General features: G+C 68.7%; 16 protein-coding genes and 1 pseudogene. 3 read left to right on the top strand and 14 right to left on the bottom strand.

Going from position 1 to position 17,127, the window contains the following annotated elements:
- Positions 1-9: 9 nt before the first annotated feature.
- From LXT23_RS23605 to LXT23_RS23590, 4 genes are all read right to left on the bottom strand, one after another.
- Entirely contained in the window at positions 10-1,245 is a 1,236-nt protein-coding gene (locus tag LXT23_RS23605) for a cytochrome-c peroxidase (RefSeq protein WP_253982528.1), read from the bottom strand.
- Positions 1,246-1,607: 362 nt separating this feature from the next.
- Positions 1,608-1,889, bottom strand: a complete 282-nt coding sequence (locus LXT23_RS23600) for a hypothetical protein (protein WP_253982527.1) — start codon at positions 1,887-1,889, stop codon at positions 1,608-1,610.
- Positions 1,890-2,024: 135 nt separating this feature from the next.
- Positions 2,025-3,311: a DnaA N-terminal domain-containing protein gene (locus LXT23_RS23595; protein ID WP_253982526.1), complete on the bottom strand. Its 1,287-nt coding sequence runs from the start codon at positions 3,309-3,311 to the stop codon at positions 2,025-2,027.
- A 463-nt stretch (positions 3,312-3,774) separates the two neighbouring features.
- Entirely contained in the window at positions 3,775-4,194 is a 420-nt protein-coding gene (locus LXT23_RS23590) for a hypothetical protein (RefSeq protein WP_253982525.1), read from the bottom strand.
- A 504-nt stretch (positions 4,195-4,698) separates the two neighbouring features.
- On the opposite strand from LXT23_RS23590, the gene LXT23_RS23585 reads away from it, so the two are divergent.
- Entirely contained in the window at positions 4,699-6,237 is a 1,539-nt protein-coding gene (locus tag LXT23_RS23585; RefSeq protein WP_253982524.1) for a hypothetical protein, read from the top strand.
- 62 nt (positions 6,238-6,299) lie between these two features.
- The gene (locus LXT23_RS23580) at positions 6,300-6,839 is read left to right on the top strand and encodes a hypothetical protein (protein ID WP_253982523.1); all 540 of its coding nucleotides are present in this window, start codon (positions 6,300-6,302) and stop codon (positions 6,837-6,839) included.
- A 24-nt stretch (positions 6,840-6,863) separates the two neighbouring features.
- Here LXT23_RS23580 and clpP read toward each other — a convergent pair whose 3' ends face one another.
- From clpP to LXT23_RS23540, 8 genes and pseudogenes are all read right to left on the bottom strand, one after another.
- Entirely contained in the window at positions 6,864-7,472 is a 609-nt protein-coding gene (clpP, locus tag LXT23_RS23575) for an ATP-dependent Clp endopeptidase proteolytic subunit ClpP (RefSeq protein WP_253982522.1), read from the bottom strand.
- A gap of 36 nt (positions 7,473-7,508) precedes the next feature.
- Positions 7,509-7,955 carry an SRPBCC domain-containing protein gene (locus LXT23_RS23570; RefSeq protein WP_253982521.1) on the bottom strand — a complete coding sequence of 149 codons (447 nt, stop codon included), beginning with the start codon at positions 7,953-7,955 and terminating at the stop codon, positions 7,509-7,511.
- Complete coding sequence (locus LXT23_RS23565; protein ID WP_253982520.1) at positions 7,952-8,278, bottom strand: metalloregulator ArsR/SmtB family transcription factor; 327 nt, start codon at positions 8,276-8,278, stop codon at positions 7,952-7,954. Before LXT23_RS23565 ends, LXT23_RS23570 begins: the two co-directional genes overlap by 4 nt.
- Positions 8,279-8,341: 63 nt before the next feature.
- Entirely contained in the window at positions 8,342-9,130 is a 789-nt protein-coding gene (locus LXT23_RS23560) for a DUF4336 domain-containing protein (protein ID WP_253982519.1), read from the bottom strand.
- An 87-nt stretch (positions 9,131-9,217) separates the two neighbouring features.
- Positions 9,218-11,866, bottom strand: coding sequence for a CHAT domain-containing tetratricopeptide repeat protein (locus LXT23_RS23555; protein WP_253982518.1), 2,649 nt, complete (start codon positions 11,864-11,866; stop codon positions 9,218-9,220).
- 20 nt (positions 11,867-11,886) lie between these two features.
- On the bottom strand, positions 11,887-12,567 hold the full coding sequence (locus tag LXT23_RS23550) for a hypothetical protein (RefSeq protein WP_253982517.1): 681 nt from the start codon (positions 12,565-12,567) through the stop codon (positions 11,887-11,889).
- A gap of 88 nt (positions 12,568-12,655) precedes the next feature.
- Positions 12,656-13,411, bottom strand: a complete 756-nt coding sequence (locus tag LXT23_RS23545; RefSeq protein ID WP_253982516.1) for a DUF5953 family protein — start codon at positions 13,409-13,411, stop codon at positions 12,656-12,658.
- A gap of 56 nt (positions 13,412-13,467) precedes the next feature.
- A pseudogene (locus LXT23_RS23540) lies at positions 13,468-13,856 on the bottom strand (DUF6310 domain-containing protein); the annotation flags it as partial.
- Between the two features lie 343 nt (positions 13,857-14,199).
- Here LXT23_RS23540 and LXT23_RS23535 point away from each other — a divergent pair.
- The gene (locus LXT23_RS23535; protein WP_253982515.1) at positions 14,200-15,636 is read left to right on the top strand and encodes a serine/threonine protein kinase; all 1,437 of its coding nucleotides are present in this window, start codon (positions 14,200-14,202) and stop codon (positions 15,634-15,636) included.
- 225 nt (positions 15,637-15,861) lie between these two features.
- Here the strand turns inward: LXT23_RS23535 and LXT23_RS23530 are convergent, their stop codons facing one another.
- Complete coding sequence (locus tag LXT23_RS23530; RefSeq protein WP_253982514.1) at positions 15,862-16,527, bottom strand: hypothetical protein; 666 nt, start codon at positions 16,525-16,527, stop codon at positions 15,862-15,864.
- Between the two features lie 15 nt (positions 16,528-16,542).
- Positions 16,543-17,025, bottom strand: a complete 483-nt coding sequence (locus LXT23_RS23525) for a hypothetical protein (protein WP_253982513.1) — start codon at positions 17,023-17,025, stop codon at positions 16,543-16,545.
- Between the last annotated feature and the right edge of the window lie 102 nt (positions 17,026-17,127).

Below are 17,127 nucleotides of genomic sequence, written 5' to 3'. Positions count from 1 at the left end.
GCCTGGCACTCAGGGAAACCATGTCCAGGGACGCCCCGCGCGCTCGCCCTCCAATGAGCGGAGGAAGGCGAGCAGGGCTGCCCGCTCCGCCGACGCCAGCGTCACCGGACGCAGCAGCGGGGACACCTCGCCCAGGTAGCGCCCTGGAGCCCGCGAGGCGACGAGGTGGAAGTCCACCACCTCCTCCAGCGAGGCGAAGCGGCCGTTGTGCCCATACGGCGCGGAGGCCAGGAGGTTGCGCAGCGGCGGCGTGCGGAACGCACCATGGAGCCCCGGCGAGGCCTCCCAGCCGGGCAAGGGGCGCCAGCCGTCGAAGTACGGCCCCTGCGAGTTGAAGGGATTGGCGACGAGGATGCGCAACCCCTGCTCGCGCCCGGGGTCCAGCGCCTTGTCCTCCGCCGCCGGCACCCCGAGGTTGTGGAAGCGCTCGTCGCTGAGCATCGGTCCGGAGTGACACGTGTCACAGCCGGCGAGGAAGAAGACATACAGCCCCTCGCGCGCCTCGGCGGACAGCGCCGCCTGCTCGCCGCCGAGGAACCGGTCGAACGCGGACCGGCCCGCCGCTAGCCGGCGCAGGTAGGCCTCGATGGCCTTGCCCACGTTGGCGGCGATGCGGTTGACGGTGGCCTGGTCCTCGGGCCTCATGCCATCGAACCCGGAGTCCCCGGGCCTGCCCGCGGGAGGAAAGCGGCGGACGGGCAGCGAGGGGCTCTCCCCGAAGACAGCGGCGTAGTCCCTGCGGAACCTCGTCGTCACGGTGTGCGCGAGCTCCAGGCGGGAGGTGGCCAGCTCCGCCGAGTTCTCGATGGCGAACAGGGGCTGGGACCAGAGCGTGTCCGCGCGCCCATCCCACAGTTGCGTGCGCATCCACGCGGCATTGAGCAGGGACGGGGAGTTGCGGCCGAGCGCATCCAGGCCCGAGCCGGGCGGACGGTCCGGGTGCGCGTGCCCGTCATCGAAATCTTCTCCCGGCTGATGGCAGCCAAAGCAGGCCACCTCGCGGGTGCTGGAGATGTCTTTGGAGAAGAACAGCTCCTGTCCCAGCCGGGCGGCCGCCTCCGAGTCCGCTACGGCGTTGCCCCGCGCCGGAGGCAGCGAAGCCGGCAGGAGCATGGCCATGGCCCGCTGGCACTGCTCCGGCGACAGGCGCGAGTCCAGGGCACACGGGCCCGGGGCGGGCTCCTCCGGCACGCGTGCTTCACCACAGGCACAGACGAACAACAGCAGTCCCAAAGGCAGACGCACGGCATGCTCCTTCCACAAGGCCCGGCCGCTCGCGCAAGCCGAGTTTCCCACAAACGGAGGCCGCGGCAAGCGCGCCCCGTGGATTCGTCGGCTCATCGCGCCCCGCGAGCCACTCTTCGTAGCGTGAGCGGCCCGTCAAGGGAGCGAAGTCGCTGGGCGCGAGGCTCAGTTCGCCGGGCAGACCCTTGAAGAAGGTCTGCGGCGGCGAAGGCTCGAGCTCCGCATCGAAGAAGCTGTAGAGCCGCGACGTGGCCTCCCTCAGCTGCGCCGGAAGCTCGCCGAAGTTCGTCTCCGTGCAGTGTCTTCCGCACCGGACCCTGACCAGATGGCCCGCCTTGTCGAAGACCAGCGGGTCCGAGAAGTCAAAGCCCCAGCCGGGCCCTCACGAAATGCACGGCGATGAGGCGCGAGTCGGGGGCACTTCTGTTCTCCGGCACGAAGACGAGGCCGCGTTCGACCGGGACGGTTCTCCCCTCCTCGTCCGTGATGACGTCCGGTGTCAGGAGATACGAGCCGGCGGAGACCCCTGCGCTGGTTCGCGCCCGGGCAGGCTTCTGCCCGGACGGGAGGGTCGCGACTGCCGCGCAGCTGATGAAACACGTCGCGAGCAAGCTCCAGCCACACGCGCTACGGACAAGCGACATGGTTCTCCGCTTCCAGTGAAGAGCAGGCTTTGACGTTGCGGACACAGGTCGCTTCGGACCGCGCCGGAGACGCCAACCCGCCGCCCGAGAGCGTCACGACAGCCACGCCGTGACAGGACGCCTGGAGGAAGTGCGTCACCCGGCTGATGCGGTGGCACTCCCCTCCACGCGCCAGGCCACGCCCAGCAGGCCGCAGTCGCGCACCAGCAGGTCCACCATTGCGCCGTAGTTCTCCTCCACCCACTGCCGGAAGTAGACGTCGGGCACGCCCAGGATCAGCCTCCCCTCCTCCACGTCCACCGGACGCGCCTTCTGGAGCCATAGCAGGGCGTAGCGCTTGCCCTGGTCGTGCAGCCGCATGAGACACCGCTGCCACGCACGGCCCGCCTGCGTGGACACGTCCACGGCGGGGAGCACGGACTCCTCGGCGGCGGAGTCGGAGGGCTCGTGCGGGACGTAGCGCACCCACACCTTCGGCGAGCAGAAGGCCAGGGCCGTGCCCACCGGCTGGCGGGAGCGGCCCCAGTCGGACTGGAGGTAGCCACGGCAGGCCGCCATCAACCGGCCCTCTTCGCCGCTCACCTTCGCCAGGGCGTGCCGGTACCAGTCGGGCCAGCCCGCCGGCATCTCCTCGCGCGGCACGCCCCGGAAGGCCCGGGTGCGCTCGGTCTGGAAGCTCTCGAAGAAGAGCTCCGCCTGGGCCGGAGAGACCTTGGGCGGAGACTCCGGCTCGATGTCCTCGGATTGGCTCCGGCCCTCGGGAGGCAGGGACACCGGCACCAGGTGCGTGCCGTGAAGCGCGAGCTGGATGGGGTCGCCGTCCACGGACAGCACTTCGTCCGGAGGAGGTGGCGGTGGAACGGGCGCGAGATGTCCGGAGGACAGGTCGACCTCCATTGCTGCTGCTGAAGAAAGACTCTTCTTCTCGTTCTCCCTCTCCTTCTTCCTTCTAGCGCTGGATGTCCCTGGCGCGTCCAGCGGACGTCCGCCGGACGCGGCGGCCTTGTTGGCGCGCTCTCTTCGTTTCCGCTCGGCTTCCTTCCTCCTCTTTTCGAGGACTTGCACGTAGCGGTCGCAGAGCGTCAGCCGGATGCCGCCCTCTTCGCGCACGAGGATGCCGGTGCGCAGCAGCGTCTCCCAGAACGCGCCGGGTGCTCCCGTCCACCGTACGGCGCCTTCGACCGCCTCACACCAGATCGCCTCGTCCGCGGAGGTGTCCGCGGACGCGTCCCGCGGACGTCCCGCGGACGCGGCGAAGGGCTCGAAGCGTCCGGAGGGTAAGGCCTGCACGGCCCAGATCTGCAGCTCCACGATGGCGCCCAGGAAGGCCCGCCGCTCCATGCCCAGCAGGCGCGCGGCGCCCACCACGGCGAGGCTCAGGGGAAAGCCCACGTCGACCTGCACCCAGTCCAACCCGCCCAAGGTTGCTGCCTCCCAATGGACCCGTGCGTGAAGCGCCGGGCCCGTTGCGTGCTTCAGGTGCTCGTGGGTGTCCGCGTCCCATGCTGCCCGGTGCGTGGGACACCCCGACACACACCGCCCATGCCTGTTGCACCCTGTAGTCCTTCCGGGGACGGAAGGGCTCCGGGCGCGTGAGCTGATCGCGGACCTCTCCTACGACAGAGATGTGTCGGTGATCCAGGCCGCCGATCTGTGTCGCGATCACGCACGCGTCCAGTCCCCCTCGGTTTCCGCTGCCCGTGCGATCGCGCCCCTGGGCGTGCGCGATCAGCCCGGTACAAGCCGCATCAGGACACTACAACGCGCAACAAGGATGCAGCGGGCGGGCTGCCTCCGCGCGAGGAACGACGCATGGCGGGGAGAGGTGTCGGGACGAGTCCGACGACACCTGCCCCGCTGTCCGTCCCGCGCGGCGCTTGCTTCGCTACTTCGCGCTGCTGTTGCGGCCGAGGGTCACCTTGAGATGCCCGGGCTGCGCGGACGGCGCTCCCACGAAGACGTAGCCGTCCACGAAGTTGAAGGTGTCCGCCCAGGGAACGGGATTCCGGAAGCCCGTCTCATCATGCTGGTGCGCCACGAAGGACGCGACGGAGGCGCTCTGGGAGTAGTTGGGGTCGAAGACGCCGATGTTGACGGTGTTGTTACCGTAGTACTGCGACATCACGGTGACCGAGTCCTGACCGGAGCCCGCGGGCCCGAGCGTGTTGCTGGAGAGCGAGATGAGCTGGGTGGAGTCGGGCGTGCCGATGACGACGTTCAGCGTGTTGGGCGTGGTGTTGACGAGGGTGGTGTACAGCGAGTTGGGGTTGGACATCGGCAGCGTGGGGTTGCTCGGAAGGGACATGACCTGACTCCTGGGCGGATGAGGGTGTGCTCGCGGAGCGGGACGCAATCCCCGTCGCCGCGTTGCTTCCGGACCTTGAGCAATGGCCGTGCCGGGCGTCTCGCCCCTGTCTCCCGAGGGAGCGTGGCCGGCGAGGGGCCCCCACGGAGGCTTCCGACACGTCGGCGTGTGTCGGCCGACATGTCGCCGCGCCGGAACATGAAACAAACATGCGATGCAACTCCCGGACACCCAGCGCCACCTCGCCGCTTCCGTAGCGAGAGGGGCCTCCCGCCGGGCTGTGGTGGACAGTCCACACCACAAACAGGCCGCTGGGTGATGACAATCCTCCTCACTCATGTCTCAAAAGCCGCGAAGCCTCATTAATCAAGAATTGCAGTTAATCATTGAAAGTCATTTGGATTGAAAATACCCTGACATGGTCTTGCTGTAGGAAACCTGCGAGGAGTGCTCGATATGCATCCTGTCTTGAAGCGCGATGTGACCCTGTGGAGAGCCGCACTGGTGTGTCTCACCTTGGTGGGCTGTGGCGATGGAACGGCCGACAGCAGCACCCCTGCTCCGCTGCCGGCAGCGGAAGCCGCGCCCGACTCCGAGATGGGCGACGCTTCACTCGTCGAGGAGGGCTGGGAGAGGGTTGCGAACCAGTATCAGTACTTCACGCTGGCCACGCCGTCGACTGTCCGATTCGGTGAGGGGACGACCTGGGCCACCCGGGAGCTGCCCGCGGGCCGCGTGTATTGCTTCTTCAATCCGGACCCCGCGCCCGGTCGCTTCAAGACGTGCGAGCGCAAGACGACACCTCCTCCCGCGAGTGACCCTGCGCTCAGCCCTGCGTGTGCCGCGTTCTATTCCCCTGACTTCGCCCTGACGAGCACCCGCCAGGCCACCCCCATTCCCACGTGGGCGAAGCCCGCAAAGGGCGTGGCGGTCTCGGAGCCCACCTACAAGACGTGTTTCGTGCGCGTCACCAACTACACCGCTGACGGAGTATCGGGCTTTGCCCGAAACGACTATTCGCGCCGGCAGGCCTTCAACGCGAACAGCACGAAGCAGCTGATATCCGGCTATAATGGTGGAACCTGGCATGTGTATGACGCCAACACCCGCGCGCGCCTGAAGCAGCTGTCGGGGCTGTCCGGGGACGTGGAGCCGCAATGGCACCCGACGAATCCCAACCTGCTCTACCACCTGCCCACGGTGGGCATCGGCATGAAGCTCCACGAGCTGAACGTGTCGACGGGAGCGACTCGCGTCGTGGGTGACTTTGCCGCACGGCTGAAGGCCCGGTGGCCGACCGCGATGGCGGCATGGACGCGGTCGGAGGGCTCACCCTCGGCGGACGGGCGCTACTGGTGCTTCATGGTCGACGGGGACAACTGGAACAGCGTGGGCGTCTTCACGTGGGACCGCGACACCAACACCATCCTGGGCATGTACGACACGAATGGAGACCGGCCCGACCATGTGAGCATGTCCCCCAGTGGCAACTCCTGTGTCGTGTCGTGGGTCAGTGCGCAGGGCACGGCGGCATTCTCCCGGGACTTCACCAGGAAGACCCAGCTGCTCCATGCGTCCCAGCACTCGGACATCGCGCTGGATGCCAACGGAGACGACGTCTACGTGGCCATCGACTACAGCACCAATGAGGGCGAGGTGTTCATGGTGAACCTGCGCACGGGCGTGCGCACGATGTTGTTCCCGACGTACCTGAGCGGCACCGCGACGGCGTTGCACGTCTCGGGCAAGGCCTTCAACAAGCCCGGCTGGGTGGTCATCAGCACCTATGCCGACGGCGGCGGCGCGCTGCAGTGGATGCACCGCAAGGTGATGGCCGTGCAGTTGAAAGCCAATCCGACCGTCTACACGCTGGCGCACCACCGCACCAAGGCGAACACCCAGCAGGATGGGTACTGGACCTCGCCGGTCGCCAGCGTCAACCGCGACTTCACGCGGGTGACCTTCAACTCCAACTGGGGCTCGAGCAGCGACTTCGACGTGGATACGTACGTGGTCGAGATTCCGGCGAGCGCGTTGAAGTAGGCTGCGGCAGGTGGCCAACGCCCGAGGGCCCTTCGGGGCCCTCGGGTTCCAGCGGAGATTGAATGAGCCTGTGGAAGAAAGCGCCTCCCGATGCCGCGGCCATCACGGCGAAGGTCACCGCCGTGGCCGAGCAGAAGTGGAAGGAGTCGCTGGGGCTGAAGATGGGGAATCCGGCCGATGCCGACTTCATCGGCTGGCAGACCGCCCTCAGCGCCCCGTTCCCGATGGCGTGGCCGTCCGGAGACCCGACGCTGGCGTTCTACGCCTTCGCGTGGGGCATGAATCCCTTCGTGCTGAAGGACGGGCAGTACGTGGGCCCCACCTGGGCCCGGATTACCCATTCGCCCCACGACGCGAAGACCGAGCTCACGCTGCTGGACATGCGACTCGAGTCTCGCGGAGTCAGGGGCATACGCCCGCTGAGGCAGGAGGAGCTCGGGATTCTCGAGGTGAAGCCGCTCGAGGTCCTCCTGGGGCCGCGGACGAAGGCTGGCGATGAGAAGCTGAAGGCCTATTACTGCCTCCAGCGCTCGCTCGGGAACCTCCCGTCCGAAGCAGTCGCCGCGCATGCGGCGTTCTTCGAATGGCTCGACTGCCGATGAGCCCGGCTTCGAGCGCCGTGCGGGCTACCGGCCCTCGGGCGACTTGGACGCTGATGGCGGGCGCGCGACGACCTCGTCGATGAGGCCATACTGACGGGCCTCCTCGGCGCTCAGGTAGTAGTCGCGGTCGGTGTCCTTCTCGATGCGCTCGATGGAGTGCCCGGTGTGCCGCTGGATGATTTCGTTGAGGCGGCTCTTGAGGCGCAGCATCTCCCGCACCTGGATTTCGAGGTCCGTGGCCTGCCCCTTCGCCCCTCCATGGGGCTGGTGCATCATGATGCGCGCGTTCGGCAGGGCGTAGCGCCGGCCCTTCGCTCCCGCGAGCAGCAGCACCGCGCCGAAGCTGGCGGCCTGTCCCACGCAGATGGTGGACACCGGCGCGTTCACGTACTGCATGGTGTCGTAGATGGCCAGCCCCGCCGTGACGCTGCCTCCCGGCGAGTTGATGTAGAGGTTGATGGGCTTCTCGGGGTCCTCGCTGTCGAGGAAGAGCAGCTGGGCGACGAGGATGTTGGCCACGTCGTCCGTCACCTCCGTGCCCAGCATGATGATGCGGTCCTTGAGCAGCCGGCTGTACAAGTCGTACGTCCGCTCTCCGCGGTGCGTCTGCTCGACGACGTAGGGGATGTTCATCGCAGGGCCTCTGTGTGGAAGAAATGGAAGGCGGCTTCACGCGGCGCGGCGAACAGGCCCCCGCGCACCGAGGCGCAAGGCGAGCGAGTCCAGCACCGAGCCCGCCAGCGCCACGGCGTGGAGCGGAGCGCGCCAGTGCGTGAGGACCAGCCGGACCTTCTCGCCCTGGGGCACGAGCTCGAAGGTGACCTCCGAGTGCGGTGTCTCCTCGTCGCTCCAGGTGAAGGACAGCACGCGCGGAGGCTCACACCGCGTCACCACGCCCCGGACGGTGCGCTCCGTGGGCCGCTGCTCCGTGCCCTCCGTGCGCAGCGGCTGGAGCTCCACGCGGCCTCCCTCGCGCAGCTCGATTCGGGAGACGGACAGCCACTCGGCCAGCAGCTCCGGCTCGGTCAGGTAGCGCCAGACGAGCTCCAGCGAGCCCGGGAGGAGGCGCTCCAGGCGCGTGCTGCGCGACTCGGGAGGAGGGGCGGACGGATTCAAGGGCGTCTCCGTTTCTTCGTTTCGGGGTGTGCGGCCAGTCGCTGCTCGAGCACGTCGAGGCGCTCGTTCCAGAAGCCCCGGATGCGGACGACCCACCCTTCGAGCTCGTCGAGGCCCGCGGGGTCCAGCGCGTAGATGCGCCGCTGGGCCTCGGCGCGGACCTGGACCAGGCGCGCCTCCTTCAGGACCTTCAGGTGCTGGGAGATGGCGGGGGCGCTGATGTCGAAGCTCTCGCCCAGCTCTCCCGCCGAGCGCTCACCGCTGGCGAGCAGCTCCACGATGCGCCGACGCGTGGGGTCGGAGAGGGCGATGAAGGCGAGCACCCCTCGTATTTAAGTCATGACCTAATTAAGCGCAAGCTTCAATGCGCTGGGGGTGGGTGCGGCTCAGCGCAGCCAGTCGAGGGCCTTCTCGAGCTGGGGCGTCGCGTCCTCGAGGAAGGAGCGGCCGTGCGCGACGAGGACGCGACGCGGCTGCCAGCCCATGAGCTGCCGGTAGCAGGCCCGCGCCTGGGACTTCCGGCCCCAGGCCGTCAGCTGGACCTCGCGCGGCGTCTGCCCCGGCCACAGGGTGCCGCCGAGCGCGAGCAGCCAGCGCAGGCGGGGCCGGATGCGCTCCCGTTCGAGGGCCATGACCAGGTCCGCCAGAATCAGGGTGGAGGACGCACGGTGGAAGAACACCACCTCTTCCACGAAGCGGCTGCCCCGGAAGATGAGCTGCTCGACGTCGCCCGCCCAGGCTCCGGGCGCGTCGTCGGTGAGGTCGGCATCGAACGCGACGTCGATTTGCTGTGAGCGTGCACGCTCGCGAACCCCTGGAGAGGCCCAGGCCATTGCACGCGGGTAGCGCGCCTTCCAGGCGGGGATGCCCGCGTAGTGGAACCTGTTCGGCGAGACGAGGTGCTCGACGGGGCCGAGCGCATCGACCTCCGCGAGCAGGCCCGGCGCCGGGGCCGTTGGAGACCAGAGCCACAGCCCGCCCGAGCGCAGGCGGAGCACCACCATGCGCGTGGGGAACGGCAGGGAGACCGGGCCATAGCGCATCTTCATGACGGGCCCGTCCACCCACCAGATTCCGTCGGCGAGCGGCTTGAGAGTCGAGAGCGGAGCGTAGGGAAGGACTCCGTCGCCCCAGTCGGGAAGGCGGTCAGAAAGGGCCGGGTCTGGCGAAGTCATGGCCTCGGCATCCTACTCCGGGGTCCGGGGCGGTCCCCTTCGCGTGTTCCGGCTGTCCTGCTCAGGCAGTGGATTGAAGTCGACGCGCTAGTCCTCCGGCGATGTCGCCACGCGCAGAGGGCCATTCTGTCCCGCGACGATGAAGGGTGCCCAGTAGTGGGGGTGAGGGTGCGTCCGCCGCAATGCGAGCATCGCCTGGTGCAGCGCCGTGGCGCGGCCCTGCCCCGCCAGCAGGTTGCGGTAATAGCTCTCCATGAGCACCCGGGTGACCGCGTCGTCCACCTTCCACAGGCTCATCACCACCGTCTCCGCTCCCGCCGCGACGAAGGCCCGGCGCAGCCCGTAGACACCCTGGCCGAGCTTGACGTCGCCTCGCCCCGTGTCGCAGGCGGACAGGACGACCAGCTGGGTGCCCCACAAGTTGAGGCCGACCAGCTCCAGGGCCGTCACCATCGTGCTTTCGGGGGGTGGCCCCGTGGCGCCGGAGGCGTCGGGCCCTGGAGCGCTCGCGCCCGCCAGGAGAAGGCCGGAGCGTAGCAGCGGGTCGGCGGAGGACGCGGCGTGGAGGTCAGGGCTCAGCGCACCGGAGTAGCCCACGGCGCGGGTGGCCTCCTGCGTGGCGGCGTCCTTGAGGAAGAAGCCGTGGGTGGCCAGGTGCAGTACGCCGGGGGCTGACACGCTCAAGAGCCGCGCCTTGGTGGCCTCGCGGCCCAGGAAGATCCGAGCGCGAGGAACCATGCGCCGGATGGCCTCGGCCTCCCCGCGGGTGCCAGGGAGGGAGGGCCAGGCAGTTCCGGACAGGCCGTCGCGCAGCGTGGAGTAGAAACGCTCGACGGCGACCGAGCGCTCCGCCAGCTCGAGCGGCTTGTCAGCGGAGGGTTGGACCGCGAAGTCGAAGTCCGGGTCTGCCAGGACGACCACCGCCTGGGAAGGAGCGGCCTGCCGGGAGCGCGTCAGCAGGTCCCTCCCGGAGGTGAGGTACGTGAAGTCGTGGGCTTCCACGCGGAACCGGTAGCCATCGTGGAGGGCGGCGAAAGGGACAAGCCCCAGCTGCCCGTCCGGCGAGATGAAGACCTGCTGGGTGCCGTCCAGGAACCGCCACAAGGGACGGAGGACACGCTGGTAGAGCACCTGGGCCGAGTGCAGGAAGTTCACGTCGCGGGTGGCCAGGGCATCTCGCATTGCCGCGGCGGCGCTGTCGATGGGCGCGGCGGGTCCGAGGTCGGCGGCGCGGATACGCCCGCCCGGGAGGAGCACCAGCGCCAGGTACCGGAGCTGCGGGGCGTGCCGCGGCTCCAGCGTGCCGGGCTTGCGCAGGAGCGAGCGGTCCGTGTACGCGACGAACTCGACAAGGACGCTGTCCTCGGGGAGGGCCGCCACGACACGGTCGACCATGTCCTCGGAAGCTGGCAGCGAACGCAGCGCGCGCAGGGGCGCGGAGCGCCTGGCCAGCTCGGCTTCGAAGGCATCGACCTGGACGACGAGCTCCTTGACTCGCCGCTGGTAGTCGGCAGGCGGCATGGGGCCGGGGCCCTGAAGCGACAGGCTTGCCAGCTCGCCGCGCAAGACTCGCAGGCGGTCGAAGACCTCTCGGTCCTGAGCGCTCGCGCGCTGGTAGGCGGTACGCGAGGTCTCCGCCATCTGCTCGACGGAGCGGCCCTTGCGCAGGAGCGCCGCGGTGAGCCCCATGTGCCGCACGTCGTCGTCGTGTGGCGCGGCTCGCACCAGCTCGTAGAACAGCTCCTCCTGGGCGCGCAGCTGCGCGATGAAGCTGGCCAGCCGGCCCTCCGAGAAGTGGAGTGCTTCCGAGCGCAGGCGCAGCTCGGAGATGGCGAACGCGCGCTTCAAGGCCGGCAGGGCCTGGCCGAGGCGGTTGTCAGCCACGCGCAGCCGGGCGAGGTGGGTGAGCAGCTCGGCGACGTAGGGGTGCTTCCTGCCCTGGGTCTGTTCAACGAGCTCGAGCGCGCGCAGGTAGGCCTGTTCGGCCTTGGCGAAAGAGCCCTGTCTGGCGAAGACGCGGGCGAGGTTGTCGAGCGAAGAGGCGATGTCGGGATGGTTCTTGCCGAAGGCCGCTTGCTGAAGGGTGAGCGCGCGCGTGGCGAGCAGCTCCGCCTGCGCGTACGAGCCGAGGTGGATGTAGAGGCTGGCGAGGTTGTTGAGCGAGGAGGCGAGGTCGGGATGGTTCTTGCCGAGCGCCGTTTCCTGGATGGCCACCGCGCGTTGGTAGAGCGGCTCGGCACGGCCGTACAGCCCCTGCTCCGAGTAGAGCCGGGCGAGGTTGTTGAGCACCCGGGCAACCTGGGGATGCTCCTTGCCGAGCGCCTCTTCCTGGATGGCGAGAGCACGCTCGAAGAGCGGCGCGGCCCGGTCATATGCCCCCTGCGCCTTGTAGAGAGAGGCGAGGTGGTCGAGCGAGGAGGCGACGTCGGGGTGGCTCTTGCCCAGCGCCGCCTCCCGGACCGCGAGGCCGCGCTGGAGCAGCGACTCGGCTCCGGCCGCGTTTCCCTGGAGCTGGTAAAGGACTCCCAGCAGGTCCAGACACCGGGCGACTTCTGGATGCGCACTCCCCAGCACGGACTCCAGCAGCACGAGGGCGCGCTCACCCTGGGCGAGGGCCTCGGAGTACCTGCCCTTCGCATGGAGCGCTCCTGCCCCCGCATGGGCCGCCAGCGCCTCCTCCAGCCGCGCCTCCACGTCCGGGGCTCCCGCCGCGCAGCAGAGGACCGCGACCGCCATCCATGCGAGCGCCTGCCGCATCACAGCCTTCCGACAATGCCGACCGTGCCCCCTACCCCGTATCTCGCCGGGGCCAGCACCGGAACGAAACGAGGCGCCGGGGTGGACGTGCCCGAGGCATGGCCCCTGGACAGCCAGGGCTTGGGCGCCGAGAGCTCGTAACCCAGGGCCGCTCCAGCGGAGGGAAGCAGGAGCATGAAGATGGCCACTGGTACGATGTTGGCTTCGCATTGATTGACTCGACTGAGTGTCAGGGGGTCGTTGCAGCCCAGAGAAGTGACCACACCCAAGAGCAGTGGCCCCACGGCGCCCAGGAGGCTTCCGAGCAGCGCGGCGTTGACGCTGCCGCGTCCGTCCAGCGCCCTGCCCGTGAGCGGCACTACCACGGCGGGTCCCAGCACCAGGCTCGCTATCATGACCGACAGAAGAACGCCCCCCGGGAGGTCGATGAGAAGCTGGCTGTTCAGCAGCGTGAGCACAAAGCTGGTGCCGACTCCTGCCAGGTATTCGGCGGCGACACGGCCGACGATGCTCGGCGTATCTTCACCCTCATCGGAGTCCGTATCCAGCAGGCGGAGCGCCCCTCGCTGGGAGCCGGGCAGCGTCAGGGCAGAGCGCACCTCGAGGCGAGCGGTGACGGGGGCATCCAAGGCCGGGGGCATGGAGGAAAGGACGGCGGTCAGGAGCAGGAGTGTGTGCATGGAATCTTCCCGAGGAAGTCACGACAGGCAGGGGCTCCCTCTTATGAGCCGGTGACGTGGAAAATCATGCATGGAGGATTGGAGAGCCTCAGGGAGAGTCGCGCCCGCCGATCTCCGGGAAGCGCTCGTAGGCCCGTTTGAGCGCGTCCAGGTGCGCGGGGTTGTCGAGATCGAGCGGCGCATCGGTGAGCTGCACGACCCACCCGCCCGATGCCGTGCGCCTCGCCCGTGAAAGCAGGTCCGTGTCGCGGGCAGGGTCAGGGAACCCGATGGCCTGTGCGGCAGCGGCAGACCAATAGTTCAGCCACCCGAGGTAATAGGGAATCTCGGGCGAGCGGATGTGCTCGAAGAGCTTGAGGGCGGGCAGCCCCCGGCGTGGGGACGGCGGCCCTTCCAGCGTGGGTGCTGTCTGATACGCGATGTCCACCGCAGCGGCGTATGGCGTCGCACGCCCCCAGAACGCGCGTGCGCCCTCCGCTACGCCCTCAAGCACAGCCGCCGCTGACGCGATCACGGGCTCGTCCAGTGGCAGTTCTGCATGCACTTCAAAATGGTCCTGACCGCCTGGGCTGAATAGTCCGGATCTTCCCCTTCCCACAACCGTCACGGGGTAACTCTCGTCCCCGTTGCACACCAGAGGGAAGCCTCCGTCCTTGACCTTTTCTACGAGCCACGCGTCGCGCTGCGGCAATGCGATGGGGCGCCCGCCTTCGGAGAGCCTCCACGCCAAGCGCAACCCGGGAAGTGCCTGTTCCATCCCACGGATGACATCGAGCGTGCGGCCATCTTTGCCCACGAGCGCAGGCGCGTAGACGGTCAGGACGAGGCAATTCTGGGTGGTCATCGTTTGCATCCGGTGACGACGATCTCGGGTCTGGCTCGCTCACGAGATGCCCTCCGATATGCATCCAACTCCTCTTTGATGGCGACTGCCACCACGACTGCGCCAGCGACAATCACGGCTCCAACGACTATCTCGGGTGCTATCAGAATGCAGACTCCCATCCCAAAGCCGCAGCACCCGCAGAGGCGACAGAGCAGCTTCCCGTGACATCGCGAAACTGGAGCCGGTCATGGTCGAGCGCGTGATAGCACCTCTCCACAACCACGGCCCATTCGTTGGATGCCTCCCGCACCACGCATCGCCCGCCATCAACCCATGGCAGCGTCGCCGCTCTCTGGAGGTTGGCGACCCTCGGGTTCCGGGCCGCTGGGCCTTTCGGGCTCGGCTCCGTCGTTGCACAGGCGGAGAGAAGCAGTAGGAGTGCGACGCATGTTCGGGAACGCATGGCCACGTCCTTACGAAAGGGGTTCTGCCCGCCACGCCCGACAGCGAGAGTGCTCGGAGCGCGCCCGAGTCTGGCAGCGCGGCCCCCTGGAGAGCCAGGACCGAACGCAGCCGGTCCGAGCTGCCGCAGCTGCGTATTCCGGCCATGCCGATCAGCGATTCCGGAGCAAGGTGAGCGGCTGTTCCGGGGATGCCGAGCAGGCCTTCCGGTGAAGCCGAGCGATGGCGTGGCCGATTCCATGGAGGGTGCTGCCTGGGGTCTTGACCTGTCGCATTGCTTTGGGCGTCGAGGACCGTGCGAGTAGCCTGCCCGTACGCGGAATGGGCCGCCTGCGAGGCACTTCATGGAGTCCGAATCCTTCAATCCGGCAAGCCTGCCCCCGGGGACGCGCATCGGCCGGTGGCGTCTGCTGGAGCCGTGCGGCCGAGGCACCTACGGCGTTGTCTACCGGGCCGAAAGCGTGGAGGAAGCCGGGGGCGTCGTGGCCCTCAAGCTTGCCCTGCATCCCGGCGATGCGCGCTTCGTCCGTGAGGACGAGCTGCTCTCCCGCATCCACCATCCCGCTGTGCCGCGCCTCTTCGACCACGGCCAGTGGCAGCCCCGAGAGGGTGCGTCCTACGCCTGGCTCGTCATGGAGTGGATAGAGGGCGCAGCCCTCTACGACTGGGCCTTGGCGCAGCGCCCGTCGTCACGGCAGGTGCTGCACCTCCTCGCCCGGCTGGCGCGGGCGTTGGAGGCCACGCATGCCGCAGGCGGCATCCACCGGGACGTGAAGGGCGAGAACATCCGCGTGCGAAGTGCGGACGGCCAGCCCTTCCTCATGGACTTCGGCTCCGGACACTTCCTGGGCGCGTCCACCCTGACGTGGGACTCGTGGCCTCCTGGGACTTCCGCCTACCGCGCTCCCGAGGCCTGGGGCTTCGTGCTGGGCCCCGGTAAGCCTCCCCCCGTCCCGTATGCGCCCAGCCCCGCCGATGACGTCTTCGCCCTGGGTATCACCGCCTACCGGCTCGTCACCGGCAAGTACCCGCCCTCGCCGCATCCGTGGGGCGAGGACGCCTGGCTGTGGCACCCGGAGAAGCGGGCGCTGTGGACCGCCAGCACGAGCAACGCCCGCTGCGCTCCGCAACTGAGCGCCCTGGTGTCCCGGATGCTCTCGCTCCGGCCGGAGGCGCGTGGCAGTGCGAGCGAAGTCGCCGAAGCGCTGGAGCACGCCGCACGGAAGGCGGGGCCTGAAGCGGATGTGCCGCTCTTCACCGGGGAGGAGGCGAGGCCCGCGGGCCTCTTTCCTCCGCTCCAGCGCGTCACGGTGCGGCCACCTCCCCCTGTGGCGAGGTGGCCCCGGTTCCTGGCGGCCAGCCTCGGTGCCGCCCTGGCCCTGGGCGCGGGAGTGCTGTCGAGCACGGAGGCCGTCGAGCCGCACGAGAAGACACACCTCGCGGAGCGGGAAGAGGAGAAGGATGGAGGAACGATCGCCGTCGGAGACGCCGCGCTGACCGCCCCAGTCGAGCCCGAGCGAGCCCCCTCCATGTGGTCGGCCATCCGGGCGGAGTTGCCGCCGAAGCCCCTCCCAAAGCAGCGGAGGCCCGATGGCGACGGGCGCTGTTCCGGCAAGGGACTGGTCGCAATCAACGGCGGCTGCTGGGTGAAGCAGCCTGTGGACCTGAAGGACTGCGACGCCGTGGGCGGCTTTGCGTACAAGGGCGCGTGCTACGTCCCCGTCTGGGCACGGCAACGTCCTCCCACCTCGGGGCCCACGAGTCGCGACGACGCTCCATAGCAGGTAGGGCTCCGGCATGATGCGTCCATTTCTTCACCAAGGCTGCCGCCAGGAAGAGGCTTGAGCCTGGCAGTGCAGCGCGCGTCGGACGCGTCGACGCGCGCCTCGTGGTGAGAGCCGTGGGCTTGCCACGGAAGGAGTTGCTGGAAGGCTGCTGGAGCGGCTGTGCCGCCATGGGGCGCGTGGCGCGCTGGCCCTGGAGCGCTCCGGCAGTCCGTCTTCTGCTCACCCCTCCGAGGGCGCGGGGACATTGAACCTGTGCCCCTTGCGCAGCACGTAGAGCGTCGTCCGGGGTGTCCGCGCCTGCTCGTCCGGCTGGAAGAACACCCCGGCATGGAAGGGCTCCAGCGGCTCGATGTCGAGCGAGAACTTCTGCTGGTCCTCGGTGCTCTCGTGGCCGACGACCACGCGGCACAGCGTGGAGCCACACGTGGCCTGTAGCAGCTGCGTCCGCCCCAGCCCGCGGATGGCGTCTTCCATCCGCCGCAGCTGCTCGCTGCTCCAATCCCTGTCGAGCGGCTCGGTCTCAAGCCGCTCCTCCAGGTGGCTGGCCAGCTCCGTGACCAGCTCCTGACTGCGCTGCGCGAGCTCCTCGGGGGTGCGGGGCAGCGAGGGCTTCACTGCCTCGGCTTCGTGGCCTGGCCCACCGGGCGCGGCCGGTGGCCGGGTGGGCTCCAGTGGAGGGGGAGTCGCGAGCGCCTGCCGCTGGAGCAACTGCTGCTCCAGCTTCGAGACGTCGCGCCGCAGGGCCTCGAGTTGCCGCCGTAGCTCCTCGCCCTGGGAGGCCGCGGGCACCGCCGCCGGAGCCGCGCTGCCCTGCAACAGGACGAGCGCCACCGCTCCCGAGACCGCCACGGCGGAGAAGGCCGAGACTGCCAATGCCGCTCTCATGGTGACTCTCCAGGCTCAGGGCGTGTGGATGGCCCGATAGGTGAGCACGTGCGAGAAGCCGGCATTCCAGACGTACGGAATCGTGCACGTCATGGTCATGGTGTGGGTGCGGGCATAGGGATAGAAGCCAAGGAACTGGACCCCGGGCCCGGAGTAGCTGCTGGTGTCGGTCTGAGACCAGATGATAACGCCCGCGAGGTCGATACCTCGCAGCGTGCAAGTGATGTCCACGAAGGGATTGCGGTCGTACACCTGCACGTAGACTTCGCTGACCGTCGCGAAGAACGGCGGATTGAACGGACACTGGACCGTCGTGTTGTGGCTGATTGAGGCGGTGTAGACGCCGTACTGGGGGCTGTGGTTCACACGGTCCACGTCCGCGAGGACGGGCGCGCAGAAGTTGCCGTCATACAGGATGTCCGCCGCGCGCGCGTCCGTGCCCACGACGCTCAGCCCCAACACCGCTGCCGTACCCGCTACCGCGAGAATGTTCCGCATGTCGTCCCCCTCGGCCAGGGCTCGAAGTGCCCGGCGCTGCTGGATGGACGCGCGAGGGCGCGGAAGTTACCTGAGGTCCGTCACGGCCCCGCTCCACCTCCC

Source organism: Pyxidicoccus xibeiensis, assembly GCF_024198175.1.
Taxonomy (GTDB): domain Bacteria; phylum Myxococcota; class Myxococcia; order Myxococcales; family Myxococcaceae; genus Myxococcus; species Myxococcus xibeiensis.
This window is presented reverse-complemented; position numbering and strand designations above follow the sequence as displayed.